Origin of the sequence: Streptomyces sp. NPDC002476, assembly GCF_042889785.1 — a bacterium.
Taxonomy (GTDB): Bacteria; Actinomycetota; Actinomycetes; order Streptomycetales; family Streptomycetaceae; genus Streptomyces.
In genome coordinates this window covers 73,906-97,672 of the sequence record NZ_JBIARH010000020.1, presented here as the reverse complement: position 1 = coordinate 97,672, position 23,767 = coordinate 73,906, and the positions used below count along the sequence as shown (strand labels likewise).

The 23,767-nt window shown below is 69.9% G+C and carries 21 protein-coding genes, 1 tRNA gene and 2 pseudogenes; 10 read left to right on the top strand and 14 right to left on the bottom strand.

Features of this window, described 5'->3' with window-relative positions; translation table 11 throughout:
• Window positions 1-28: 28 nt before the first annotated feature.
• Window positions 29-343 (bottom strand): annotated as a pseudogene (locus ACFYXM_RS22690) (phosphatase PAP2 family protein); the annotation flags it as partial.
• Between ACFYXM_RS22690 and ACFYXM_RS22685 the strand changes: the two are divergent.
• Together ACFYXM_RS22685 and ACFYXM_RS22680 are read left to right on the top strand one after the other, a co-directional pair.
• Entirely contained in the window at window positions 300-659 is a 360-nt protein-coding gene (locus tag ACFYXM_RS22685; protein ID WP_389291855.1) for a hypothetical protein, read from the top strand. The pseudogene ACFYXM_RS22690 and the gene ACFYXM_RS22685 overlap by 44 nt on opposite strands.
• 514 nt (window positions 660-1,173) lie before the next feature.
• Complete coding sequence (locus ACFYXM_RS22680; RefSeq protein WP_389291786.1) at window positions 1,174-2,115, top strand: N-acetylmuramoyl-L-alanine amidase; 942 nt, start codon at window positions 1,174-1,176, stop codon at window positions 2,113-2,115.
• 407 nt (window positions 2,116-2,522) lie between these two features.
• Here ACFYXM_RS22680 and ACFYXM_RS22675 read toward each other — a convergent pair whose 3' ends face one another.
• Both ACFYXM_RS22675 and ACFYXM_RS22670 read right to left on the bottom strand, forming a co-directional pair.
• Window positions 2,523-2,711: a hypothetical protein gene (locus tag ACFYXM_RS22675; protein ID WP_389291785.1), complete on the bottom strand. Its 189-nt coding sequence runs from the start codon at window positions 2,709-2,711 to the stop codon at window positions 2,523-2,525.
• Between the two features lie 178 nt (window positions 2,712-2,889).
• Window positions 2,890-3,057, bottom strand: a pseudogene (locus ACFYXM_RS22670) (transposase); the annotation flags it as partial.
• A 103-nt stretch (window positions 3,058-3,160) separates the two neighbouring features.
• Here ACFYXM_RS22670 and ACFYXM_RS22665 point away from each other — a divergent pair.
• Both ACFYXM_RS22665 and ACFYXM_RS22660 read left to right on the top strand, forming a co-directional pair.
• Window positions 3,161-3,406 carry a hypothetical protein gene (locus ACFYXM_RS22665; RefSeq protein WP_389291783.1) on the top strand — a complete coding sequence of 82 codons (246 nt, stop codon included), beginning with the start codon at window positions 3,161-3,163 and terminating at the stop codon, window positions 3,404-3,406.
• Window positions 3,396-3,857: a nucleotidyltransferase domain-containing protein gene (locus tag ACFYXM_RS22660; RefSeq protein WP_389291781.1), complete on the top strand. Its 462-nt coding sequence runs from the start codon at window positions 3,396-3,398 to the stop codon at window positions 3,855-3,857. Before ACFYXM_RS22665 ends, ACFYXM_RS22660 begins: the two co-directional genes overlap by 11 nt.
• A gap of 213 nt (window positions 3,858-4,070) precedes the next feature.
• Here the strand turns inward: ACFYXM_RS22660 and ACFYXM_RS22655 are convergent.
• A tRNA-Val gene (locus tag ACFYXM_RS22655) sits at window positions 4,071-4,145 on the bottom strand.
• Window positions 4,146-4,409: 264 nt separating this feature from the next.
• Here ACFYXM_RS22655 and ACFYXM_RS22650 point away from each other — a divergent pair.
• From ACFYXM_RS22650 to ACFYXM_RS22635, 4 genes are all read left to right on the top strand, one after another.
• Window positions 4,410-5,183 carry a DUF4097 family beta strand repeat-containing protein gene (locus tag ACFYXM_RS22650; protein ID WP_389291779.1) on the top strand — a complete coding sequence of 258 codons (774 nt, stop codon included), beginning with the start codon at window positions 4,410-4,412 and terminating at the stop codon, window positions 5,181-5,183.
• 71 nt (window positions 5,184-5,254) lie between these two features.
• Window positions 5,255-6,715, top strand: a complete 1,461-nt coding sequence (locus ACFYXM_RS22645; RefSeq protein ID WP_389291777.1) for a hypothetical protein — start codon at window positions 5,255-5,257, stop codon at window positions 6,713-6,715.
• Window positions 6,716-6,985: 270 nt separating this feature from the next.
• A complete protein-coding gene (locus ACFYXM_RS22640; protein WP_389291776.1) occupies window positions 6,986-7,573 on the top strand; it encodes a DUF4383 domain-containing protein in 588 nt (195 codons plus the stop codon).
• A gap of 152 nt (window positions 7,574-7,725) precedes the next feature.
• Window positions 7,726-7,953 (top strand): zinc ribbon domain-containing protein, encoded by a 228-nt coding sequence (locus ACFYXM_RS22635; RefSeq protein ID WP_360112335.1) that lies wholly within the window; start codon window positions 7,726-7,728, stop codon window positions 7,951-7,953.
• A 314-nt stretch (window positions 7,954-8,267) separates the two neighbouring features.
• Here ACFYXM_RS22635 and ACFYXM_RS22630 read toward each other — a convergent pair whose 3' ends face one another.
• The 4 genes from ACFYXM_RS22630 to ACFYXM_RS22615 form a co-directional block, all read right to left on the bottom strand.
• Window positions 8,268-8,927 carry an O-methyltransferase gene (locus ACFYXM_RS22630; RefSeq protein ID WP_389291774.1) on the bottom strand — a complete coding sequence of 220 codons (660 nt, stop codon included), beginning with the start codon at window positions 8,925-8,927 and terminating at the stop codon, window positions 8,268-8,270.
• Window positions 8,928-9,099: 172 nt separating this feature from the next.
• Window positions 9,100-9,969 carry an HAD family hydrolase gene (locus ACFYXM_RS22625; RefSeq protein ID WP_389291773.1) on the bottom strand — a complete coding sequence of 290 codons (870 nt, stop codon included), beginning with the start codon at window positions 9,967-9,969 and terminating at the stop codon, window positions 9,100-9,102.
• The gene (locus ACFYXM_RS22620; protein ID WP_389291771.1) at window positions 9,966-12,773 is read right to left on the bottom strand and encodes a phosphoribosyltransferase; all 2,808 of its coding nucleotides are present in this window, start codon (window positions 12,771-12,773) and stop codon (window positions 9,966-9,968) included. The genes ACFYXM_RS22625 and ACFYXM_RS22620 overlap by 4 nt, the downstream gene beginning before the upstream one ends.
• Window positions 12,770-13,933, bottom strand: coding sequence for an HpcH/HpaI aldolase/citrate lyase family protein (locus tag ACFYXM_RS22615; RefSeq protein WP_389291769.1), 1,164 nt, complete (start codon window positions 13,931-13,933; stop codon window positions 12,770-12,772). Before ACFYXM_RS22615 ends, ACFYXM_RS22620 begins: the two co-directional genes overlap by 4 nt.
• A gap of 220 nt (window positions 13,934-14,153) precedes the next feature.
• Between ACFYXM_RS22615 and ACFYXM_RS22610 the strand changes: the two genes are divergently transcribed.
• Window positions 14,154-15,089 (top strand): TerD family protein, encoded by a 936-nt coding sequence (locus ACFYXM_RS22610; RefSeq protein ID WP_389291767.1) that lies wholly within the window; start codon window positions 14,154-14,156, stop codon window positions 15,087-15,089.
• A 181-nt stretch (window positions 15,090-15,270) separates the two neighbouring features.
• Here ACFYXM_RS22610 and ACFYXM_RS22605 read toward each other — a convergent pair whose 3' ends face one another.
• The 6 genes from ACFYXM_RS22605 to ACFYXM_RS22580 all read right to left on the bottom strand — a co-directional run bounded on the left by ACFYXM_RS22605 (window position 15,271) and on the right by ACFYXM_RS22580 (window position 20,462).
• Window positions 15,271-16,005, bottom strand: a complete 735-nt coding sequence (locus tag ACFYXM_RS22605; protein ID WP_389291765.1) for a Tellurium resistance — start codon at window positions 16,003-16,005, stop codon at window positions 15,271-15,273.
• A gap of 308 nt (window positions 16,006-16,313) precedes the next feature.
• Window positions 16,314-17,459, bottom strand: coding sequence for a DUF475 domain-containing protein (locus tag ACFYXM_RS22600; RefSeq protein WP_389291763.1), 1,146 nt, complete (start codon window positions 17,457-17,459; stop codon window positions 16,314-16,316).
• A 70-nt stretch (window positions 17,460-17,529) separates the two neighbouring features.
• Window positions 17,530-18,105 (bottom strand): TerD family protein, encoded by a 576-nt coding sequence (locus ACFYXM_RS22595; protein WP_389291761.1) that lies wholly within the window; start codon window positions 18,103-18,105, stop codon window positions 17,530-17,532.
• A 278-nt stretch (window positions 18,106-18,383) separates the two neighbouring features.
• Entirely contained in the window at window positions 18,384-18,959 is a 576-nt protein-coding gene (locus ACFYXM_RS22590) for a TerD family protein (RefSeq protein WP_389291760.1), read from the bottom strand.
• Window positions 18,960-19,202: 243 nt separating this feature from the next.
• Complete coding sequence (locus ACFYXM_RS22585; protein ID WP_362620667.1) at window positions 19,203-19,661, bottom strand: peroxiredoxin; 459 nt, start codon at window positions 19,659-19,661, stop codon at window positions 19,203-19,205.
• A 363-nt stretch (window positions 19,662-20,024) separates the two neighbouring features.
• On the bottom strand, window positions 20,025-20,462 hold the full coding sequence (locus ACFYXM_RS22580) for a DUF3052 domain-containing protein (protein ID WP_389291758.1): 438 nt from the start codon (window positions 20,460-20,462) through the stop codon (window positions 20,025-20,027).
• 471 nt (window positions 20,463-20,933) lie between these two features.
• Here ACFYXM_RS22580 and aceE point away from each other — a divergent pair, with 471 nt between their 5' ends.
• Window positions 20,934-23,675 carry a pyruvate dehydrogenase (acetyl-transferring), homodimeric type gene (gene aceE / locus ACFYXM_RS22575; protein WP_389291757.1) on the top strand — a complete coding sequence of 914 codons (2,742 nt, stop codon included), beginning with the start codon at window positions 20,934-20,936 and terminating at the stop codon, window positions 23,673-23,675.
• Window positions 23,676-23,767 lie beyond the last annotated feature (92 nt).

Here is a 23,767-nt window from a genome sequence, read left to right as displayed (position 1 = left end):
CGAGGAGCGCGCCGGCCAGCACGTCGTGCGGGTAGTGCACACCGACCATGACCCGCAGCAGTGCCGCGGCCCCGGCCAGTGGCAGAACGACGGCCGCCAGGCGGGGCCGCAGGGCGGCCAGACCGACCGCGAGACCGGTGGCGAGCGTGGCGTGGTTGCTCGGGAAGGACCAGTCGCCGGGCGGCGGGCACTCGGCGACCGCCTCCGCCGCACCGTGCAGGACCCGGCAGGGCCTTGCCTCGTCCACCACCAGCTTCACGGCCTCGCTGACCGCGTAGGCCAGTACGGTGCCGACGCCGGTGAGCACCATGCCGGCGGACAGCCGGGGCTCCCCGCGCCGCACCGCGCCCCACCACACCCACACCAGCAGCAACCCGAGCACCACCAGGGTGCCCTCGGTGGCCGCCTCCAGCAGCGGCCCCACCCACGACGGACCGTCCGCCGCCGCGCCGGTCACCGACCGGTACAGGGACGCCGAGGCACCGCCCGTCACCTCCACCGGCCCGGCCGTGCCCCATCCGCCGGGCGCGAGCCATGTCACACCGAGCGCCCCCACTCCAAGGACGGCGCAGGCGAGCAACGGCCGCGCCCCGCTCCCGGCGCCGTTCCGGGCCCTGCCTCGGGCCCCGCGCCGGTCCTCGTTTCCACTCAACGTCTGATTCATGCGAGCGAACGTAGGTGCCGGGAGGAAAGTGAATCCTGGCCGAACGGAAGATCACGACCATGACTTTCGTCGGGGGCCGGGGCGGGGCCGCGCGGGCGCGCGATGGCGAGTGGGATGCGGTGGGCGGCCGCGACGGCGGGACCCGGCGCACGCCCTAGTCCGGCCCCGAACCGGCGCCGGACTAGGCCGTGTTTCGAGAGGCCCCGCCCTTCGGACGGACGACGCTGCTTTCGAAACACGCCCTAACCGGAACCACAGGGACGAGTCCGGCTGTCACAGCAGGGGTATGCAACTCGTACGAGCCGCTCGTCCCGCCGGGAACGGACCATGTCCGTACGGATGTCGACGAACGGCACGAAGTACAGGGTGAGGGCGGCGGATTCCGCATGCTGGGGCCCGCGTTCCGGGCAAGTACCGAGCGGAGGAGTGGAGTCGGTGAACAGAACGGCCGACGGATGCGCGGACCGGTTCCGGAATGCCGCGCACACCGCAGGGCGAAAGGAGATTCCGTGGCAAAGCCTCTGAGTGCGGCACAGGTCATATCCGCGCTGCGCGCCGAGGGCGTCCGTGTCGTCGAGGTCGGCAACTGGCGTACGCACAACCGAAATTCGAAGGGTGCGTGGGGCCCCGTCAACGGGTCGATCGTGCACCACACGGTCACCAGGGGCACCGCGTCCACCGTGGCCATGGTCCGTGACGGGTACTCATCCCTGCCCGGCCCGCTCTGCCACGGAATGATCGCGAAGGACGGCCGGGTCCACATGGTCGGCTGGGGCCGCGCGAACCATGCGGGCGGCGGCGACCCGCGGGTCCTGAAGCAGGTGATCGCCGAGTCGTACGGCAGCCGTCCGACCCCGCCCACCAAGGGCAACGCGAACGGGACCGACGGCAACGCGCGGTTCTACGGCTGGGAGTGCGAGAACCTCGGCGACGGCAAGGACCCCTGGCCCAAGGCGCAGTACGACGCGATCGTCCGCGTCCAGGCCGCCCTGTGCCGGGCGCACGGCTGGTCGGCGAAGTCCGTCATCGGCCACCTGGAATGGAGCTCCGACAAGGTCGACCCCCGCGGCTTCACCATGGTCAAGCTCCGTGCCGACGTGGCCGAGCGCCTGAAGCACCCGGCGAACTGGAACCCGAACAAGGAGGACCCGATGGCGGGGATCACCAAGAAGGACATCTTCGACGCCGTGTGGAAGACCGACGCGATCGCCGGCCCGACCGACGCGGCGGACCACAAGACGAACCCGACGTGGCAGGCACAGTCGATCCTCAAGGACATGCAGGCCCGGATCCGTTCCATGGACAAACGGCTGGCCGCCCAGACCGCCGCGATCACGGCCCTCGCCGGACAACTCGGCAAGGGTGCGGACACCGCCACCGTCGTCGCCGCGGTCGAGAACGCGATCGAACGGGCCGTCATCGACGTTGACATCAACACCGAGGAGACGTGACGGCCTCGGGCCATTAGGCAACTGGCTCGCGCTCATCTGGGGCGAGCTGACCGATTGGGTCGAGTTGCGGCCTGCGGAAGTGGATCAAGCCGAGGCGCATATGATCACTGCTGTCCGTGAGTGGCTGACCGTCGAGGGTGACCAGGAGGCTGAGGGGCGCTACTTCGACCGTTGGCTCCACGACATCCTTGGGTTCGAGCCTCGTTCGGCACCGTCCAAACCTAGTCCACGATCTTGAAAACCGTCGTGGCAGCAATGTCGCCGTGGGTTCAAATCCCACACCCATCGCAGAGAACGGCCCCTGACCAGGTGAATCGGTCGGGGGCCGTTCTCGTGCGCGATGCCCGTAAGACGCCGTGAATCCCCGCCTGTTCCCGCTCGATCGGGCACGTGCGGGGCACGGCGGTTCAGCGCTTCTGGGCCCTGTACCTCTTGAGTAGAGCCGTGATCTGCGCGTAGTTGGCGCCGCCGTTCAGTTCCGCAAGGAGATCATCAGGGCAGAACTCATAGTGGTCGCCCCACCACCGGCCGCCCTTGTTGTCCCAGATGCGGTATCCGCCAGGGACCCCTCTGGCCACATACCGTCTTCGGCTCATGCTGCGTTCCCCCAGTGCTGGCCTTACAGGGCACGGTACATCAAGGCCGCCGAGAGGCGTTTCGACCGCAGCTCAACCACTTCCCCCAACCCACCACTCACCCCAGCTCCCCACGACGCTCGCCACACTCCTGCCTCGTTGCCTCGCTCACCGTGACGTCCTTCGTGTTCGTACTCGTGGCGCCGCTTTCACCGCGGCGGGCCCGCTCGGCCCGCACCCAGTTGCGCAGCGTCTCCCGGCTGCCCCCCAGATCCTTCCCGATGCCCTCGAAGGTGTGGCCCGGTTCCGACAGGTACAGCGCGACCGCATCCGCCTTGAACTCGGGCGAGTAGACCTTCATCACCATAAGAGATCCCTCCTCCCCGGCCCCTGCCGGCGCCGGGCTCAGAGGTGTCCACCACTCGGGGACAGGTCCCTTCCGGTGATCGCTTCCAAGCGGTTGGAATCCCTTGGCGTCACCGACGTACGGCGGTTCCTCGTCCAACTGGGCAACGGCTGAACAACCTCGGCATCCGACGCAACCAGGCCCGCAGCACCGCTCTCTTCAGCTCGCCACCGAGATCCTCGCCCGCACCCTCGGCATCCATGCCGACGTCGCCGTCGCCTGGCAACGCCTCTCCGCGGGCGACTGGGCCGACTGCGCCGCAGAAGTCAGCCACCGCTACCCACCCGGGAGGCAACACGATGCACCGTGACAACCAGCCAGCGAGCGGGCGACCTGCGATCTCACCGGAACGGGCTGCCGAAACGAAAGAGATCATCGACCGCGTCACGCGGTGGGCCGCAGGCCGCCACGACGCCGTCGGTCTCCTACTTGTCGGATCGTGCGCTCGCCATGCCGCACGGTCCGACTCCGACATCGACCTCGTCCTTCTCACGACAGACGAGTCCCAGTACTCCGACAACACATGGGCCGACGAGCTCGCGCTCGGCCAACTGATCAGAACCCAGTCATGGGGATCGATCAGCGAACAACGCTTTGCCACAGCGTCAGGCTTGGAAGTCGAGATCAACATCGGGTCTCCCGACTGGGCACAGACGGACCCGGTGGATCCTGGCACACGCCGAGTCGTCACCGACGGCGCCCGTCCCCTGCACGACCCAGGCACTGTCCTCGCGTCGCTGATCCGAGCCTGCCAATCATGACGGCCCCGGCGGCAACGGCCGGCTCAAGGGGCATTCGGACAGCTCCAATACCCGACGTCACCATTACACGTCGTCCAGGACACCCAGCGCGAGGCAGTGAGTCACCTGGACCGCATGCTGAAGCGGCAGCGTCCCGACCGTGGGTGACCGCCCCCGTTGATGTCAAAAGTAGATGTCAAAGGCCCCAACCATGATCGGTTGGGGCCTTTGCACTGGTGGGCGCGGACGGTTTCGAACCGCCGACATCTGCTTTGTAAGAGCAGCGCTCTACCCCTGAGCTACGCACCCGTGGATGAACCAACAGGGTACATGGCCCATCGACCACGGTCACAAGCGGTCCCGGGCCGACCGGGCGCGGGGCCCGAGCGCTCGCCCCGTCGGTGGTGACGGCGCGGGGACGGCACGTGAGGCTTCGAGCCGGGGCCGGGTGGTGGGGGGTTATCCCCACCCCGGTCATGGTGGCCGACCGGATTCCGGCGGGCGGGGTCGCCTACGTACGGTGAGGTCACTCCGTCGGGGACCACCCGGCGTAACCGTGGGGGATGGATCACCGTGACAGTCCGCACTCGTGCTCTCATCGCGTCCGGTGGGGCCCTGCTCCTGGGGCTCGCCGTCAGTGGCTGCGGGAGCTCGGATCCCGGTGACGCGCCCGCCGAGCACAAGTCGTTCGCCCTCGGCGGGGGAACCGGGAAGGCGCTGACCATCGACGCCACCAACACGACGCTGGAACTCACACCCGCCGATGTGCGCGAGGTCGAGGTGACCCGGCACGTCGACGGCTGGGTGTTCGCCGGGAGCGGGCCCGAAGCGCAGTGGGGGCTGCGGGACGGCACACTGACCCTCCGGGTGAAGTGCCGGGCCCTGATCAGCGACTGCTCCTCGCGGCACCAGGTGAAGGTGCCGCGAGGCGTTGCGGTGACCGTCGAGAGCGGCAACGGGAAGATCACTGCGTCCGGCTTCGACACACCCCTCAAGCTGCGCAACAGCAACGGCGCCGTCACCGTCCGGGACTCCAGCGGGCCGCTCTCGTTGGAGAGCCACAACGGAACCGTCGAAGCGGAAGGGATCTCGGCGGCGTCCGTGTCGGCGCAGTGCGACAACGGCAGGATCCGGCTCGGCTTCGCCTCCGCTCCGGATCTTGTCAAGGCCCGCAGCCACAACGGGAGCATCGCCATCGGCCTGCCGGGCGGTTCCGTGAAGTACGCGGTGAGCGCCACCGCCCACAACGGAAGGACCTCGGTGGACGTGCCGCGCAGCGACGACAGCTCTCATGTGGTGGAGGCTCGGAGCGACAATGGCCAGATCACGGTTCGAACCGCGAACTGATCGGCCCGTGTGTTCGTCCATACCTGGTGGGACAATGTACCGGGCAGGGCGAAACGGCACGGGAGAGGGATGTGACGGGGACACACGCGCGGCCGCGGGCGAGAGCGGGTGGGAATTCCGCCGTCGGTGACACCACCGCCAAGGGCACCACCGCCCAGGGTTCGAACTCCAGGAGTTCGACCGCCACGCGTTCCGGGGGCAGGGCTCCCGGAGCACTCAGGGACGTTCTCGCGCTGGCCCTGCTCCCGGTACCGCTGCTCGCGGCGGCCCTGCCCGCCGCGTTCGCCGGCGGGGGTACGAGGCGTTGGTTCGGCGGGCGCGGCGGGAACCAGCGCGCCGACGCGCAGGCCGCGAAGGACGCCGCGGCCGCCGCCTTCTACGAGCTGGACACGGCCCAGCGCGATCTGCGGATCTCGATCGAGACGATCACCGCCGTCGACAGTTCGCCCGACGCGCGCAAGGCCGTCGACGACTTCGACGCCCTCGGTCGGCAGATCGACGCGGTCAGCCACCGGTACATCACCGCGGTCGACGCGCACGATCTCGACCGGGACGACCTGGAGCCGGCCCTCGCCGCCAGGGCCAGGACGGAACTGACCGCGGCCAAGGACGATCTGGTCCGGGTCAAGGGCGAGCTGGACCGGTTCGTGCGGGGCCTCGGGCCGCTCCTGGGCAAGGCGGAGACGCAGCTCGCCCGGCTCGCGCCGGCCGTGGAGCGGGCGCGGCAGGCGCTCCTCGGTGCGAGCAACGCTCTCGATGCGGTGCGGGCGTCCGGGCTGCGAGCGGACGACCTCGCCGCGCGGCTGGCGGCCCTCGCCCCCGAGCTGACCAAGCTCAACGAGGGCGCCGGGCGGCACGGTGTCCAGGAGACCCTGCAACGCGCCGACCGGGTGCTGCGTGACGCCGAGGCGGTACGTGCCGACGCGGACCGGCTGCCCGCACGGGCCGCGGAGATCGATCACCGGCTGGTGTCGCTGCGTACGCGCGCCCAGGCGCTGACGACCCGGGCGGCCTCGGTGGAGCCGGTGCTGAGCGAACTGCGACGGCGTTTCTCGGCCGCGTGCTGGCAGGACCTCCAGCCGGTCCCCGAGCAGGCGGCGGTCAACGTGCGGCAGGCCGAGGAGAAGCTGAAGGAGGCCACCCGGGCGCGGGACGAACAGCGGTGGGCCGACGCCACCTCTCGCCTGAGCACGGCACGCGCCCTGCTGAACGCCACGGACGAGGCGGTGTCCATGGCCGGCGACCGGCTGAACCGGCTGAACGACGTGGCCAAGGATCCGCAGCAGGAGATCCAGCGGACCCGGTTCACGGTCAGGGACGCCCAGCGCCTGGCCATGGCCGGACGCAACACCCCCGATCCCCGGCACGCCCGCCCGCTGGACGACGCGGTGGCCCGGCTGGAACGCGCCGCCGCCGGACTCGACGAGCACCATCCGGACTACTGGCACTTCCTCACCGAGACCGAGGCGGTACGGCGCACGGCCGCGCGAGTGGTCTCGGAGATCCGCGAGGAGCGCGGAGCGGGCGCCTGATCCGGGCCGTCGGAAAGGCGCCTCGCCCGTCCGGCCCGTGCTTCCCGCCGCCCCTGGGCTCCGTGCAACCGGGGTCCCCAGTGGTCCGGCCCGGGTCCAGTGCGCGCCGCCTCGCGCCCTGATGCCCGCCCTCCCTCGACGCCCTCGCGCCCCCCGTGACATCCAGGGGCGTACGCGCCCTTCTGGATGCGTACCCGTGCTGATGTGCACCCGCGCCGCCCTCGGCGGATCCTGGGAGTACGTCTGAAGGAGGCACCCAAGGAGGCCGACATGGCCACCCATGCACCGCACGCCGCCGGACGCCGGACTCCTCGACGCCGCCGCCCGGGAGCCACCCGGTTCGACAAGCACCTCCCGGTCGATTACCGGCTCAACCGCGTCTACCGGGTCGGGGCCGGGCTGATGGGGCTGGTGCTGCTCGCCTTCGGGATCCTCGGGCTGATGGACAGAATCGGCTTCTTCAACACCGGAGGCGCCACCGTCGCGGGCCTCAACACGAACGGGGCGCTCAGCGTCCTGTCCATCTGTGTCGGCCTGCTGCTCTTCGCCGGAATGGTCATCGGCGGCAACTTCGCCTCGACGCTCAACATGATCCTGGGAGTGGCCTTCATCCTCAGCGGCTTCGTCAACCTCGCGCTGCTCGACACCCACTTCAACTTCCTCGCCTTCCACCTCCAGAACGTGCTGTTCAGCTTCGTGGTCGGCCTGATGCTGATGGTCTTCGGGATGTACGGGCGGGTCAGCGGCGGGCTCCCTCACGACAACCCGTACTGGCGGGCCCGTCACCCGGAGGAGGTCGAGCGCGAGCTTCGGGAGAGTCGCAGAACGGCGACGATGCCGGTCGTCCACCGCCCCTGACGCACACCACACCCGCCCGCCCTCCCGCCCGCCCGCCCTCCCGCACGCCTCTCCGCGCGCCCGGTGCGCCCGCCCGTACGACCGCGCCCGCCACTGTCGCGGGCCGTAGTCGAGTCCGTCTGCCGTCGGCCGGTGCCGGATAGCCTGGGGGCATGCCTCGTTACGAGTACCGCTGCCGCTCCTGCGGAGACACGTTCGAACTCAGCCGTCCGATGGCCCAGTCCTCGGACCCGGCCTCCTGCCCCGCCGGGCACCCCGACACCGTGAAGCTGCTCTCCACCGTCGCCGTGGGAGGGTCGTCCGCCAGGTCGGCAGCGCCTGCCGCCCCGTCGGCGGGTGCCGGGGGCGGGGGCTGTTGCGGGGGCGGCTGCTGCGGCTGAGCGCGTTCCGGCGACGCAGCGTTTCGGCGACGCAGCGACACAGCAACGGGGCGGGGGCGTCGTGGGACGGCCCCGCCCCGGGTCCGCGCCCTCCCGCGTCCGCCCCCGGCTCTAGTGCCGTGACCGGCAAGGTTTGCCCCGTAAGGAGCGTCGTCCGGTGCGTGCGATCGCAAGGCGGCCGGAAGCCCTCGGATGGGGCCTCCCCTGCTCGAACGAAGTCGAGAGCTTGGGGAAGGGGCTACGTGGGCTTTTGGCCAACGCCGCGAGCGTGCGTGCTGGGCGGCGCGACGGGGCAAACATTGCCGGGAGCGGCACTAGCGCTTGCGGGAGAGGCTCAGTCCGTCGGACACGGTCAGCATCACGCTGTCCATCCGGGGATCGGCAGCCACGTGATCGTTGAACGCCTGGATCGCCGCCGCGCTGCCGGTCGCCCGCGGATCGGTCACCAGACCGTGGAAGAGCACGTTGTCCGTGACGAGGAGGCCGCCCGGCCGCATCCGGGGCACCAACTCCTCCCAGTACGCGATGTAGTTGTCCTTGTCCGCGTCCAGATAGGCGAGGTCGATGTGCGGCTCGGCAGGCATCGCCCGCAGCGTGTCGAGCGCGGGGGCGATACGGAGGTCGATCCGGTCGGCGACTCCGGCCCGCTCCCACGCCTCACGGCCATAAGCGGTCCACTCCTCCGAGATGTCGCAGGCGATCAACCGCCCGTCGGCGGGCAGTGCGTGCGCCATCGCCAGGGCGGAAAAGCCGGTGAACGTGCCGACCTCCACGATGTGCCGGGCTCCGGTCAGCCGGACCAGGAAGGCGAGCAGCGGGGCCTGCTCCTCGGCGGACTGCATGCCCGCCTGCTCGGGCAGGCGGGCGTACGTGGTCTCGACGAGTTCCCGCTGCACCGCGTCGAGCGGCGGGTTGTGGGCCAGCATGTACGCGTACAGCTCGTCCGTGATCTTGGTCTCGTTGCCCTTGGTCATCACGCGCTCCTGTTCGATCTCACTGTTCGACCCCCGGGCCTGGTTCTCCCCGGGCTCCGGATCTTCCCAGGGCCTGAGTGTCCTCCAGGCCCGGCTCTCCGGATCGCCGTTTCTCCCGCCCGGCGCGGCGCGCGAGTCGGCGCCGGCGCACGTCCCGGAACGCACGCCCGGTTCAGCACGCCCGCTCCGGACGGGGCCCCGGGAGGAGGTCCGGGCCCGAAGCCCGCAGGAGATGCCGGAGGATCGCCTCGCCCGCGGCCACCCCGTCCTCGGCCGTCACCTGGACGTGCGGGGCGTTCCAGCCGGCTTCGGCGAGTTCTCCGTGGGCCGGACGCCAGGCGTGGTCGGCGGCCAGGAGCAGATCGGCGTCGAGGAGGCTGTCACCGGCCGCGAGAGTGCGCGTGGCACCTGTGCGCCGGGCGACCTCGCGCATGGCGGCGCTCTTGGTGAGCGGGGCGGGTACGGCGTAGATCTTGCGGCCCTGGAGAGAGACCGTCCAGCCGCGGCTCCGCGCCCACTCCCCCACCTCCTCGACCCAGCCGTCGGGCAGCAGCGAGCGTTCCACGACGAGGTACACGAAGAGGTCCTCGGCCACGCGTTCCTTGAGCACCCAGGCGGGGTCGGCCGCGGCCAGGAGACGGGCGCGGACCTCGGCGAGCGAGGCCGACTCGGCGGTGAGCCTGCGGGAGACCCGGGCCTGCCAGTCGCGGTCGGACTCGCCGTCGACGAGAAGGTGCCCGCCGTTGGCACAGATCGCGAACCGGGGTGCGGGGCCGGGGAGGCGGACGCGCCCGTACTGCTCACGGGTACGGGTGGTCGTGGGGACGAAGACCGTGGTGCGGGCCAGTTCGCCGAGCAGCGCCGCGGCCGTCTCGGTCAGGTAGGAGAGGGGCTTGTGCCCATACACCTCCACGCAGAGCAGGCGGGGGGCCTCGGCGTCCGGCACGGCGAGCCGGAGCGCCGCCGCGGAGTAGATCAGGGTGCGGTCGAGATCGCTGGCGACCAGTGTCGTGGCGGCACGGGACGTGTCCGGTGCGGTCACTTCGGCTCCACCGCCCTGCCGTTCGCGCCCGTCGCGCCCCGCGTGTACTTCGGGTGGATCAACCCGACGCAGGTGTACGGAAGTTCGTCGACCTCCTCGATCGGCACCCCGCGCTGCCGCGCCAGCAGCCGGATGTGGTCGAGGTCCGCGCCCGCGCCGCGCCTGGCGAGGATCTTCCACGGGACACGGCGCAGCAGTACGCGGGTGGTCTCGCCGACGCCCGGCTTGACCAGGTTCACGTCGTGGATGTCGTGCTCCTCGCTGATGCGTTCCACCGCGGCCCAGCCCTCCCAGGTGGGGGTGCGGTCCGCGGCGAGCAGTGCCGCGACCTCCGCGTCCACGGCGTCGGCGACCTCGTCGAAGCACGCGGTGACGGTGTCGAGGAAGTGGCCGGACGCATCGCCGTCCGCGAGTTCCCGGTAGAACTTCGCGCCGTGGAATTCGTCGGGACCGACCAGGTCGGAGCGGAGGACCGTACGCGAGACCAGCCCGGAGACGGTGGAGTTGAGGCAGGCCGACGGGATCAGGAAGTCCTCGCGGGTGCCATAGGTGCGCACGCAGCCGCCCGGGTCGGCCAGGACCGCGATCTCCGGGTCGAAGCCCCCGGAGCCGTCGGCCCTCATGGCACCCTCGGCCCCCTCCGGCCTCTTCGTTCCGTCGAACTCGGCCAGGGCCTCGGCGAGTTCGCGGGTGATCGCCCCCTTGCCGGTCCAGCCGTCGACGAAGACGACGTCGGCCGGGTCGTGGTGGGCGGCCAGCCAGCGCAGGGCGTTGGCGTCGATGCCTCGGCCGCGCACGATGGAGACGGCGTAGTGCGGCAGGTCCAGGCCGTGGCGATGGCGGGCCCAGCGGCGCATGAGGATGCCGACGGGGGTGCCGGCCCTGACGAGCGAGACCAGGACGGGGCGCGGGGTGCGCTCGGCGAGGACCGTCTCGGTGACGGTGCCGACGGCACGGGCGACGCGGGCGGCCGACAGCTCCAGCGCCGCCTTGAACAGGCTCTGGTACTGGGCGGACGGCTGGTACTCGACGGGCAGCGACTCGGCGTAGTGCGCGCCACCGCTCTGTATCGCCTCCTCGCGTTCCTCGACCGGTGCCTCCAGTTCCACGTGCGAGAGGTCCTGGAGCAGCCAGCCGACCTCGTCCGGCGCGTAGGAGGAGAACGCGGGGCCGCGGAGGGGCTCGGACAGCACGGTGGGGGGCTCCTGCCGTTCGGAGGCGTATGAGTCGGAGACGTACGGGTCGGGTGAGTCGGACCCGTACGGGTCGGAGACGTGCGGATCGGGGGCGCGCGAAGGGATGCACGGCGAGGCGTACGAGGGGACGTACGACGGGACGACGGCGAGCAGGACGTGCTCGGTGTGCGCGGCGAGCCGCGCCAACAGGCCGTCGGGGGCGTGGAGTTCGGGCGTGTCGGCGGCGGAGTCGACGGTCACGACCACAGCGTCGAACCCGGCGCCCGCGACGTTGTACGCGTACCGGTCGCCGGGCCCGTCGGCCGGGTTGTCGTGGGCCGGGAAGACCAGTCGGCTGCGTATCGCGTAGCCCGGATCGTCCACGGCGAGGACGGGGGAGCGCGTAGTCGTCGAGTAACGCACCTCGGCTTCCGTGTGCTCCTCCAGTGCCGTGGCCAGTCGGAGAGGCGCGTACATCAGCTCCTCGAAGCCGAGGACCAGTACGCGTCGGGCTCCGCCCAGTGCGGCTGCGACACGGTCGGCCATGGCCGGGAGCGCCCGTTCCAGGACGGCCCGGTGGGCGGGGGTGAAACCATGGCGCCCGCCGTCGGGTACACCGGCCGGCCACCGGAGGTCGACCCGGGTGCACATGCGGCGTTCCGTCCTGGCGACCGCCTCCGGACCGGGAGAATCCGGCTTCGGACCAGGGGATCCAGCCGCCGGACCAGGAGAATCCGAGTCCGGGTGGAGCGAGTCCGTCTCCGGACCTGAGGACTTCGCTTCCGGGCCGGGAGACTGGGCCTCCCGGCTGCCGGAATCTGCCTCCTCCTGCGCGGCGACCAGCGCACGGCCCTTCTCCAGGACACCGTCCGGGAGCGTGACCGCGCCCGAGCACCGCGCCACCAGGTCGACGCGCGCGCCGATCTCCGCGGCGAACGCGGCCAGCCGTACCCGGTCGGCGGGTGAGCGCATGTCCACCAGGGCCACGACGACGTACCGTCCGCGCGGGTACCGCTCGTGCAGGGCGCGGATGGTGTTGAGCACGGTGTTGCCGGTGGAGAACTCGTCGTCCACCAGCACCAGTGGCGCATCGGCGACGGCACTCGGCTGCTCCGCGACCGCGCCCGGCGCATCGCCGTCGCCCCGGCCGCCCGCCAGCAGGGCGGGGTCCTCCGGGAGCAGCAGATGCGAGGTGGCGTGCGAGTGCGACTCCTCGAAGCCGCCCGCCCGCGCCACTCCGTCGACCGGTCGGCGCGTCGAGTGGAGGTACGGCGCCACGCCCAGCCCGTCCGCGACCGCGTGCCCGAGGCCGGTGGCCGTCTCCGCGTAACCGAGCACGACGGCCCGGCGCGCCTCGGCCTCGCCGAGAAGTGCGCGCACCCGTCGGCCCAGCTCGAATCCGGCGTCGTACACCACGGAGGGTCTCTGCGGCACGTGCTTGCCGAGCACGTTCGACACGAGCAGATGGGCCCGCTTGGGGTTGCGGCGCAGGGCGAGGCCCAGAAGTTCCCGCACCTCCCGGTCGCCGTCGGGCCTCCCGTCACCGACCAGTTCGACGCCCAGTCGTTCCGTCACCCAACTGCCCGACCACACCATGTCCGTCGCCCGCTCCTCGCCCGGGGCCCTCATTCCACGACCCCCGCGGCCAGCAGCTCCACGAAGCCGACGTCCTCCCGTGCCACGCCGAAGACCTCGGCGCGCTGCAGGGTCCGTTCGGCCCAGGCGCGGTGCGGCTTCACCTCGTTCATCTTGTTCGTGTACGCGGAGCGCATGACGCCGCCGCCGTCGCGTTCCGGCTGCAGGATGTCCTGGGCGTCGCTGAACTCCTCGTGACTGACCACCGACAGCGCGTGCACGGGCGCGACGTGCGACGGATGGATGCAGGTCTTGCCGAGGAGGCCGTTGGCCCGGTCCAGCTCGATCTCCCGCAGCAGGCCGTCCAGGTCGTGCTCGATCAGTGCCGTGCGCAGCTCCTCGGCGCGGCCCTCCAGGAAGGGGCTGCGGCGCAGCTGCGGTTTGAACATGCGTTTCTGGAGCCGGAAGTACTCCCACACCGGTCCGGTGATCGCGAAGCCCGTGCCGTCCGCCCGGCCCAGAACGTTGACGACGTCGGCGATGACGGCGCCGACGATCTGCACGTCGTAGGCCGTCATGTCGGGCGGCCTGCGCAGCCCGTACGCCGAGCAGAAGTCGGTGACGCCGAGCCGCAGCGCGAGCACGCGTTCGCGGTACTTGTCGACGGTGCGGGCTATTCCCCGCAGTGTTTCCTGGCGCGTCTCCAGGTGCAGCAGCTCGGGCGATTCGAGGACGGGCATCGCGAACAGTCGCCGCCCGCATGCCTTTTCGGCCTGGAATACGGCCTCCATGAAGGGCGTACCACGCTCTTCCGTGAACTTCGGAAGTACAAATCCAGACAACAGCCGGACGGCACTGCCGAGCCGGCGCACCAGGTCGACGACCTGGCCCGGTTCCCGGACCCGGATGAAGAGCAGGGGCAGCTCGGCGCCGCGCGCATCGAGGTCGGTGAACTGCCTGACCAGGTTCTCCTCGGCACCGACGACCTCGGAGTCGTCGATCGAGTCCTCCAGACAGAGCACCATCGAGACGACTCCGCGCGCCACCTGCTTGATGATGTCGTCGGCGAGCCTCGGTCTGGTGGCGGGACTGTACAGAGTCGCCCCGAGAGCGGCCGAGAGCACATGGGCGGGCGAATCCGCCCCGAAGACGCAGGGTTCCTGGAAGAACAGCCGCTCTCGGACCGCGGGCGCAACATGCCCGAAATGACGCATCTACTTCCCCTGTACTGCCCAACCGGTCGAAGAACACATGGCCGGTAATAGTACGTACAGACGCGTGTCGAGAGTTCCCCGTGGGCATGAATTCCGGGTAACTCGTCCATTTACCGACCACGCGACGTACGGCGAACGGCCTGGCTCCGGGCCGCCCCGGAGACACCCGGTGCGACCCCCGCGTTGTCCGCGCGGGCAGCCAGCAGGCAGGATGACGGGCATGACGCACGCGATGGTGAAAGGCTCGAACGTCCCTCTGGACGCCATGGCCGTACGGGCCGTGCTGCGCTGGACACCGGGCACCGGAGTTCCGGATGTGGACGCCTCGGCCCTGCTGCTGGGAGCCGACGGACGCGTGCGCTCGGACGAGGACTTCGTCTTCTACAACCAGCCCCGCCACCCCTCCGGCCTGGTTCGACGGCTGCCGAAGCGCAGTGTGCCCGAGGGGCTCACGGACAGTATCGAGGCCGATCTCACCGCACTCGACCGCTCGGTCGACCAGGTGATCATCGCCGCGTCCTCCGACGGCGCCACCTTCGCCCAGGTGCGCGATCTGCGCGTCCTGCTGTACGACTCGGCGGGCACCGACGAGGAGCCGCTCGCCGTCTTCGACGTGCGCCCTGAGACCGGCGAGGAGACGGCGATCATCTGCGGGGAGCTCTACCGGCGCGGCGATGGCTGGAAGTTCCGGGCCGTGGGGCAGGGCTATCCGACCGGACTGGTCGGCCTGGCGACCGCTTTCGGCATCTCGGTCGACGAGACGGAACCCGCCCCGGCCCCCTCTGTGTCCTCGGCGTCCTCGGTATCCGCGGTCACGTCCCCGGCGCCCTCCCCGATAGCGGTTTCCCCGCCCATGGCCCCGCCCGTGCCCGCCCCCGCGTTCCCGCCGCCCGTGCCCGCGTTCCCGCCCGCCCCGGCGCCCGGCCCCGACGCTCAGGTCACGGTCCAGCACCAGCAGCCCGGATACGGCTATCCGCAGCCCCCGATGGCCCACCCGGCCCCGCAGCCGGTCGTCCCTCCGCCCGCCTACGGACACCCGCAGGCGAGTGCGGCCCAGGCCGCCTACGGCTATCCGCAGCCCGCCCCGGCCGCGGCGCCCGCTCCCGACCCGCACTTCGTGCTGCCTCCGCAGGGACCGCAGTTCGTACGGCAGTGACACGGCGCCGGAGCGCCGCGCGCCCGGCACCGGGGTTGTCCGTCACGGACCGGTCGCGCCGCCCCGGTACGGACCGGCCACGGCCCGGCGTCCGCGCTCGGGTCCAGGACGTGCCGCCGTGCGCGGCTCTCGGGTCCGGGGCCCGCGGGCGTGTGCCGCGTTCAGGTCCGGGACTTCGCGTTCAGGTCCGGGACTTGTAGCCGCGCCCCCACTGCATGCCCCAGCCGTACATGCGGTCCAGCTCCGACTGGAAGCCGTACACGAACTTCACCTCGCGCCGCACGACGAACTCGTCCTTGGAATTGTCGACCGTGAACACCGCGCAGGAGCGCGCCTCCGGAGCGTGCTCGTCGAGTTCGATCTCGATCTGCGGTCCGTTGCCGGGGTAGAGCGTCACCTTGGCGTGCGTGCGGTCGAAGGCCGGCGTCTGGTCGTAGATGTAGACGAAGAACATCAACCGCTTGAAGTGCTCGCGCTGGTCGAGATTGATGTAGACGGTCTCGCCGGACGGCGCCCCGAAGCGGTCGTCCCCGCTGAGCCGTATGTACGGCGGTGCGTTCAGGTCGCCCAGGAGGTTGCCCAGCGGCTGGACCACTCCCCTGGTGCCGTCCTTCAGTTCGTACATGCAGCCCAGGTCCAGGTCCACGTTGACCATCCCCTGGGTATGCGCCTGGACGACATCGGGCTGGAACATCTTCAGGGGGCGCAGCAGCCGGCCGCTCTGCCGTGATCTGCCTTCTATGTCGGACGTGCGCATCCGCCAGGAGAGGTTGACCCGCAGATTGCCGTTCAGCGCGCCGTTCTTGGTCAGCGAGACCGTGGCGTGCCGCTTGGTAAGCACGATCGAACTGGTCAGCGCGTTGCCCGACTCGAACTGCGGCTGCCGCCCCGGCCATAGATTGTCCAGGAACCCCATCCCCAACCCCCACGTCTCTCGGTTCTCTCGATCGGAAGTGCCCCGGCCCGTGCCCGGCCCGATGGCGATGGCCGTCCCATGCCGCGCACGGTCCCCACATCACCGCGGGGCGGGCCGCCGGGCCGGTTCCGGATGTCTCCGGAGAACCGTCGCCACGCGGACCGCCCCGCTGAGAGCGTTCCTCATTCCCCACCGGGTCACACCCCGGATTTCCCCACCGGATCGCGCCCGGCCGGGAAATCCCGGCGCGATCCGCCGGGTCCCCCGCCCCCGGCGGATCGCGCCGGGGGCGGGGGCTTTCCCCGGGGTCACACGCCGGAGGTTACTTCCGTCCTGGCTCCCGCCTCGTCGTCCCCGCCCGCGGCCGCCAGCGCCTTGTTGCGCCGGACCGAGGACCAGAAGGACCAGCCGATCAGCACGACACCTACCAGACCGGTGATGAGCTCGTGGATCTGGTACTGGATGGTGACGAGGAGGATGACGGCCAGCGCGCCGATGGCGTAGTGGGCGCCGTGCTCCAGGTAGACGTAGTCGTCGAGGGTGCCCTGACGGACCAGGTAGACCGTGAGCGAACGGACGTACATGGCACCGATGCCGAGGCCCAGGGCCATCAGCACGATCTCGTTGGTGATGGCGAAGGCGCCGATGACACCGTCGAACGAGAAGGACGCGTCGAGCACCTCCAGGTAGAGGAACATGAAGAACGCGGCCTTGCCGGAGAGCGCGATCGCGGAGACCTTCTTCCCGCTCTTCCGGGCCTCCTCCTCGGCCTCGTGCTCTCGCTCCTCCTCTTCCTCCAGCCGGTTCTCGAAGAAGCCGGAGAGACCGCCGACGATGAGGTACGTGATCAGACCCGCGACCCCGGCGAGCAGGACGGTCTCCGCCTTGTCGGCGTGACCGCCGCCGTGCTGGTGCGCGTTGGTCGCGAAGGTCATGGCCGAGATCAGCAGCGCGATCAGCGCGATGCAGACCGACAGCATGTCGACCTTGCCCAGCTTCGCGAGCGGGCGCTCGATCCAGCGCAGCCACTGGATGTCACGCTCCTCGAAGACGAAGTCGAGGAAGATCATCAGCAGGAACATCCCGCCGAACGCGGCGATCGCCGGGTGGGCGTCCGTGACCAGTTCCTGATAGCGCTCGGGCTGGCTGAACGAAAGGTCGACCGCCTCGATGGGACCGATCTTGGCCGTGACGGCCACGATCACAACGGGGAACACCAGTCGCATACCGAAGACGGCGATGAGCACACCGATCGTGAGGAAGATCTTCTGCCAGAAGGCATTCATCTTCTTCAGGATTCCCGCGTTGACCACCGCGTTGTCGAAGGACAGCGAGATCTCCAGGATGGACAGGATCGCCACTACGCCGAAGGCTTCCCACCCCCCGTAGAACACCGCTGCGACCAGGCCGAGCGCGGTAACCGCGAACGACCAGCCGAAGGTTTTCAGAAGCACTGGCTACCCCATCGTGTGTGAAACAGATCTCCCCCGGCTTGAACGGGGCTCCCCCGCGCCATGCGCGGCTTTACGAAACGTTGACCCCAAAGTCTAGAGCGATCCCGCGCAACCCGGACGCGTACCCCTGACCCACGGCACGGAACTTCCATTCGCCGTTGTACCGGTACAGCTCGCCGAAGATCATCGCGGTTTCTGTCGACGCGTCCTCGGTGAGGTCGTAACGCGCGAGTTCCTGACCGTCCGCCTGGTTGACCACGCGAATGAACGCATTGCTGACCTGGCCGAAGGCCTGTCCCCGACTGTCCGCCTCGTGAATGGAGACCGGGAAAATGATCTTGTCGCAGTGCGCCGGGACCTGGGTGAGATTCACGATAACCGACTCGTCGTCGCCGTCGCCCTCGCCCGTGAGGTTGTCGCCGGTGTGCTCCACGGAGCCGTCGGGGCTCGTGAGGTTGTTGTAGAACACGAACCATTCGTCGCCGAGCACCCGGCCCGACTGGCACAGCAGCGCGCTGGCGTCGAGGTCGAAGTCGGCGCCGGTGGTGGAACGCGCGTCCCAGCCGAGCCCGACCAGCACCTGGGTGAGGTTGGGTGCGGCCTTGGAGAGGGAGACGTTGCCTCCCTTGGCGAGTGTGACGCCCATGGTGTGGTCCTCCCCGAGTCGATGAGTCGATGAAACCGTCTGCTGAACCTGAATCGACTGCTGAGCCCGTCCGGCGCCGCACCGCGTGCGGCGCCGGACGGGCTGCGTGCCTGGGTGAACCGGGCCGCTTCCGGCGGACCGACCCGGCCTCGTGCCTGTTCGACCGCCGGCGCCTCGAACGTCCGAGCCCTCACCTCGGACGCCGAGAACCCCGGGGCCGGACGCCGGCACCCCCGGTGCCCGGGGCCTCGGACGACGAGACCCCGGATGCCGGGCTCTCAGACGTTGACGCCGAAGTCCTGCGCGATGCCGCGCAGCCCCGAGGCGTACCCCTGGCCGATGGCGCGGAACTTCCACTCCGCCCCGTGGCGGTACAGCTCGCCGAAGACCATGGCGGTCTCCGTGGACGCGTCCTCGCTCAGGTCGTAGCGCGCCAGCTCGGTGTTGTCGGCCTGGTTGACCACGCGGATGTAGGCGTTGCGCACCTGGCCGAAGCTCTGCTGGCGGGCCTCGGCCTCGTAGATCGAGACCGGGAAGACGATCTTGTCGACATCGGCCGGAACGGTGGACAGGTTGACCTTGATGACCTCGTCGTCGCCCTCGCCCTCACCGGTGAGGTTGTCACCGGTGTGCTCGACGGAGCCGTCGGGGCTCTTGAGGTTGTTGAAGAAGACGAAGTTGCTGTCGCTGCCGACCTTGCCCTGGGCATTCGTCAGCAGGGCGCTGGCGTCGAGGTCGAAGTCACCACCGGTGGTGGTGCGGGCATCCCAGCCCAGACCGACGATCACGGCGGTCAGGTTGGGCGCGGCCTTGGTCAGCGAGACGTTGCCGCCCTTGCTGAGGCTGACTCCCACGAGTCCTCCCATTGGTTTCCTGGGCGGCCGGCGGGCGCCGGCGCCTCCACATTGCTTGGCATCCGATGAACGAGTGGATCCTAGTGACCGGTTCCCGGCCGGAGCAGGCTTTTGGCCGGGTCGGAGCGGATCCACCGGTCGCCGGTCGGGCGGACCGGAGCGCTCCGGTGGATCGCGGTACTGCGGAGCATCGGGGTGCTGCGGTGCATCGGGACGCCCCGGTGGCTCGGAGCATCCGTGGGATCAGAGCGCGTCGAGCGCCTTGATGTAGTCGTTGAGGTCACGCGCGTCGGGCAGGGCGTTGACCACGGTCCAGCGCACCACGCCCTCCTTGTCGATGATGAAGGTGCCGCGCACCGCGCAGCCCTTCTCCTCGTCGAAGACGCCGTACGCCCGCGAGGTCTCGCCGTGCGGCCAGAAGTCCGAGACCAGCGGGTATTCGAGGCCCTCCTGCTCGGCGAAGACCCGCAGGGTGTGGATGGAGTCGTTGGAGACGGCGAGCAGCTGTGTGTCGTCGTTCACGAACTTCGGCAGCTCGTCGCGGAGTGCGCAGAGCTCACCCGTGCAGACGCCGGTGAAGGCGAACGGGTAGAAGAGCAGCACGACGTTCTTCTCGCCGCGGAAGTCGGAGAGCTTCACGGTCCGGCCGTGGTTGTCCTTCAGCTCGAAATCCGGGGCCTGGGTACCGACCTCGATCGCCATGAGACGCGTCCCTTTCGCTACGTTCACCGGGCTGGGCTGTCCGGGTGGCCCCAGCCTACGCAGCCCCCGCGCCGCGTGCGCCGCCCGCACGGGCCTCCCGGAGTCCCGCACGGACCTCGGGACCGCGCGAGCGGCGGCGGCCGGCCTGTCGGGGCCGGACGACCGTCGTGCCGGCCGCGAAGCCCCGGGGCCGGGTTCGCACGGCCGAAGAGCGCGCCGACGACCCGGCAAAGCCCGGCGGCCATGGGACACGCCCGTGCACGGCCGGATACGCGGTCGTACGACGTGGCCGTACGACGAAGGTCCCCCCTGCGGCCGCTGCCGGTGGGGGGACCTTCGTGGTTCGGGCGCGTCGAGCGCCGTTCAGCGCTTGCTGCGGGCCGCCTTCGGCGTGACCAGACGGCTGCCCGTCCAGTCCTTGCCCACGCTGATGCTCTTGGTCTGGGAGAGACCGGCGGTCTGCGCGGCCTCGTTGATGTCGCTCGGTTCGATGTAGCCGTCACGGCCGGTCTTCGGCGTCATCAGCCAGACCGTGCCGCCGTCCTCGATCAGACCAATGGCATCCACCAGCGCGTCCGTAAGGTCGCCGTCCTCGTCGCGGAACCACAGCAGAACGGCGTCGGCGACGTCGTCGTAGTCCTCGTCGACGAGATCCTGACCGATAGCGGCCTCAATGCCCTCACGGAGCTCCTGCTCGACGTCGTCGTCGTAGCCGATCTCCTGGACCACCTGTCCGGGCTCGAACCCCAGGCGTGCTGCCGGGTTGGTCCGCTCCTCCGCGTGGTCCGCGGTCGCGCTCACGGGTTGCCTCCTGATCATGTTTCGGAAAATGCTTCGGCCACGCGCGTGCGCGAGGCATTGGCCGTAGTCCACACGGGAGTGGCGGATCGCGCAAGTACCCAGCGTGCGAGACCGCCTAAACGAGGACGTTCCCTGCCACGTCCCCGCGGTGTCGGCGGCCTCCCTTCGGGGCCCGGCGCTACCGTCCACACCCTTTACGTCCTTCCACAGCTTATGCCGTTTCGGTCCGCCATTCGGATTCGAACATCCTTTGGGAACGCTTTGGCGGCTTGGGCGTATGGTTTCCGTTTGCGGCGACCCGTCCCCCCGCCATGGACGCGATGTCTCGTGAACACAGGGGTTACCCCTCGGTAGAGATGACGTTTGCGCCCTTGCGGTACACGATGGTGTTGGCGTACTGGCACCACATCCCGGGGGCACGTTCCCCCGTGACCGGCCCCGTAGAGCAGCACCGAACAGCGAAGGAACAGCGTGGCTTCCGGATCCGATCGCAACCCGATCATCATTGGCGGCCTGCCGAGCCAGGTCCCGGACTTCGATCCCGAAGAGACCCAGGAGTGGCTCGACTCGCTCGACGCAGCCGTCGACGAGCGAGGCCGTGAGCGGGCCCGTTATCTGATGCTCCGGCTCATCGAGCGCGCGCGGGAGAAGCGTGTCGCCGTGCCGGAGATGCGCAGTACGGACTACGTGAACACGATCGCCACGAAGGACGAGCCGTTCTTCCCCGGCGACGAGGAGATCGAGCGCAAGATCCTCAACGCGACCCGCTGGAACGCGGCCGTGATGGTGTCGCGCGCCCAGCGCCCGGGCATCGGGGTCGGCGGCCACATCGCCACCTTCGCCTCCTCCGCCTCGCTCTACGACGTGGGCTTCAACCACTTCTTCCGGGGCAAGGACGACGGCCTGGGCGGCGACCAGATCTTCTTCCAGGGCCACGCGTCCCCGGGCATCTACGCCCGCGCCTTCCTGCTCGACCGACTGAGCGAGGCGCAGCTCGACGCGTTCCGCCAGGAGAAGTCGAAGGCGCCCAACGGTCTGTCCAGCTACCCGCACCCGCGGCTGATGCCGGACTTCTGGGAGTTCCCGACCGTCTCGATGGGTCTCGGCCCGCTCGCCGCGATCTACCAGGCGCGGATGAACCGGTACATGGAGGCGCGCGGCATCGCCGACACCTCCCGGTCGCACGTGTGGGCGTACCTGGGCGACGGCGAGATGGACGAGCCGGAGTCGCTGGGCCAGCTCTCCCTCGCCGCCCGTGAGGGCCTGGACAACCTGACCTTCGTGGTCAACTGCAACCTGCAGCGGCTCGATGGCCCGGTACGCGGCAACGGCAAGATCATCCAGGAGCTGGAGTCGCAGTTCCGCGGCGCCGGATGGAACGTCATCAAGCTGGTCTGGGACCGCTCCTGGGACCCGCTGCTCGCGCAGGACCGCACCGGCATTCTGGTCAACAAGCTGAACACCACGCCGGACGGGCAGTTCCAGACGTACGCCACCGAGTCGGGCGCGTACATCCGCGAGCACTTCTTCGGGGACGACCCGCGGCTGCGCGAGATGGTCAAGGACATGTCCGACGACCAGATCCTGCACCTGGGGCGCGGCGGTCACGACCACCGCAAGGTGTACGCGGCGTACGCGGCGGCCAAGGCCCACAAGGGTCAGCCGACGGTGATCCTGGCTCAGACCGTCAAGGGCTGGACGCTGGGGCCGAACTTCGAGGGCCGCAACGCCACCCACCAGATGAAGAAGCTCACGGTCGAGGACCTCAAGCGGTTCCGCGACCGGCTGCACCTCCCGATCAGCGACAAGCAGCTGGACGAGGGCTACCCGCCCTACTACCACCCGGGTCGCGACTCGGAGGAGATCCAGTACATGCACGACCGCCGCAGCAGTCTGGGCGGTTACGTCCCGACGCGTGTGGTGCGTGCGAAGCCGCTGGTCCTGCCCGAGGAAAAGACGTACGCGACCGCGAAGAAGGGTTCGGGGCAGCAGTCGATCGCCTCGACCATGGCGTTCGTCCGCATCCTGAAGGAACTCATGCGGGACAAGGAGATCGGCAAGCGCTTCGTGCTGATCGCGCCCGACGAGTACCGCACCTTCGGCATGGACGCCTTCTTCCCGAGCGCGAAGATCTATAACCCGCTGGGTCAGCAGTACGAGTCGGTGGACCGCGATCTGCTGCTCGCGTACAAGGAGTCGCCGCAGGGCCAGATGCTGCACGACGGCATCTCGGAGGCCGGTTGCACGGCGTCGCTGATCGCTGCCGGGTCGGCGTACGCCACGCACGGCGAGCCGCTGATCCCGGTGTACGTCTTCTACTCGATGTTCGGTTTCCAGCGCACCGGCGACCAGTTCTGGCAGATGGCCGACCAGCTCGCGCGCGGCTTCGTGCTGGGCGCGACCGCCGGTCGTACGACGCTGACCGGTGAGGGTCTCCAGCACGCCGACGGCCACTCCCAGCTGCTGGCCTCGACCAACCCGGCCTGCGTGGCGTACGACCCGGCGTTCGGCTACGAGATCGCGCACATCGTCAAGGACGGTCTGCGCCGGATGTACGGCGGGACCCCCGAGGAAAACGAGGACGTCTTCTACTACCTCACCGTCTACAACGAGCCGATCCAGCACCCGGCCGAGCCGGAGAACGTCGACGCGGAGGGCATCCTCAAGGGTGTCTACCGCTTCAAGACGGCCGAGCGGGGCGAGATCCCGGCCCAGATCCTGGCGTCCGGCGTGGCCGTGCCGTGGGCGGTCGAGGCGCAGCGGATCCTCGCCGAGGAGTGGAACGTCCGGGCGGACGTCTGGTCGGCCACCTCCTGGAACGAGCTGCGTCGTGAGGCCGTGGAGACGGAGCGGTACAACCTGCTGCACCCGGAGGAGGAGCAGCGCGTCCCGTACGTGACGCGAAAGCTCTCCGGCTCCGAGGGGCCGTTCGTGGCGGTCTCGGACTGGATGCGTTCGGTGCCGGACCAGATCGCGCGGTGGGTGCCCGGTGCGTACCAGTCGCTGGGCGCGGACGGCTTCGGCTTCGCGGACACGCGTGGTGCGGCCCGCCGGTTCTTCCACATCGACGCGCAGTCGATCGTGCTCGCGGTGCTGACGGAGCTGGCGAAGCAGGGCCGGATCGACCGGTCGCTGCTGAAGCAGGCGATCGACCGGTACGACCTGCTGGACGTGACCGCGGCCGACCCGGGCGCGGCCGGCGGCGACGCGTAGGCGCGACAAAGGTCGGGCCGAGAGCGACCGAGGGGCGGCGGGGACCGGACGGGTCCGCGCCGCCCCTCGGCGTGTCGCTTCGTGCCGCTGCC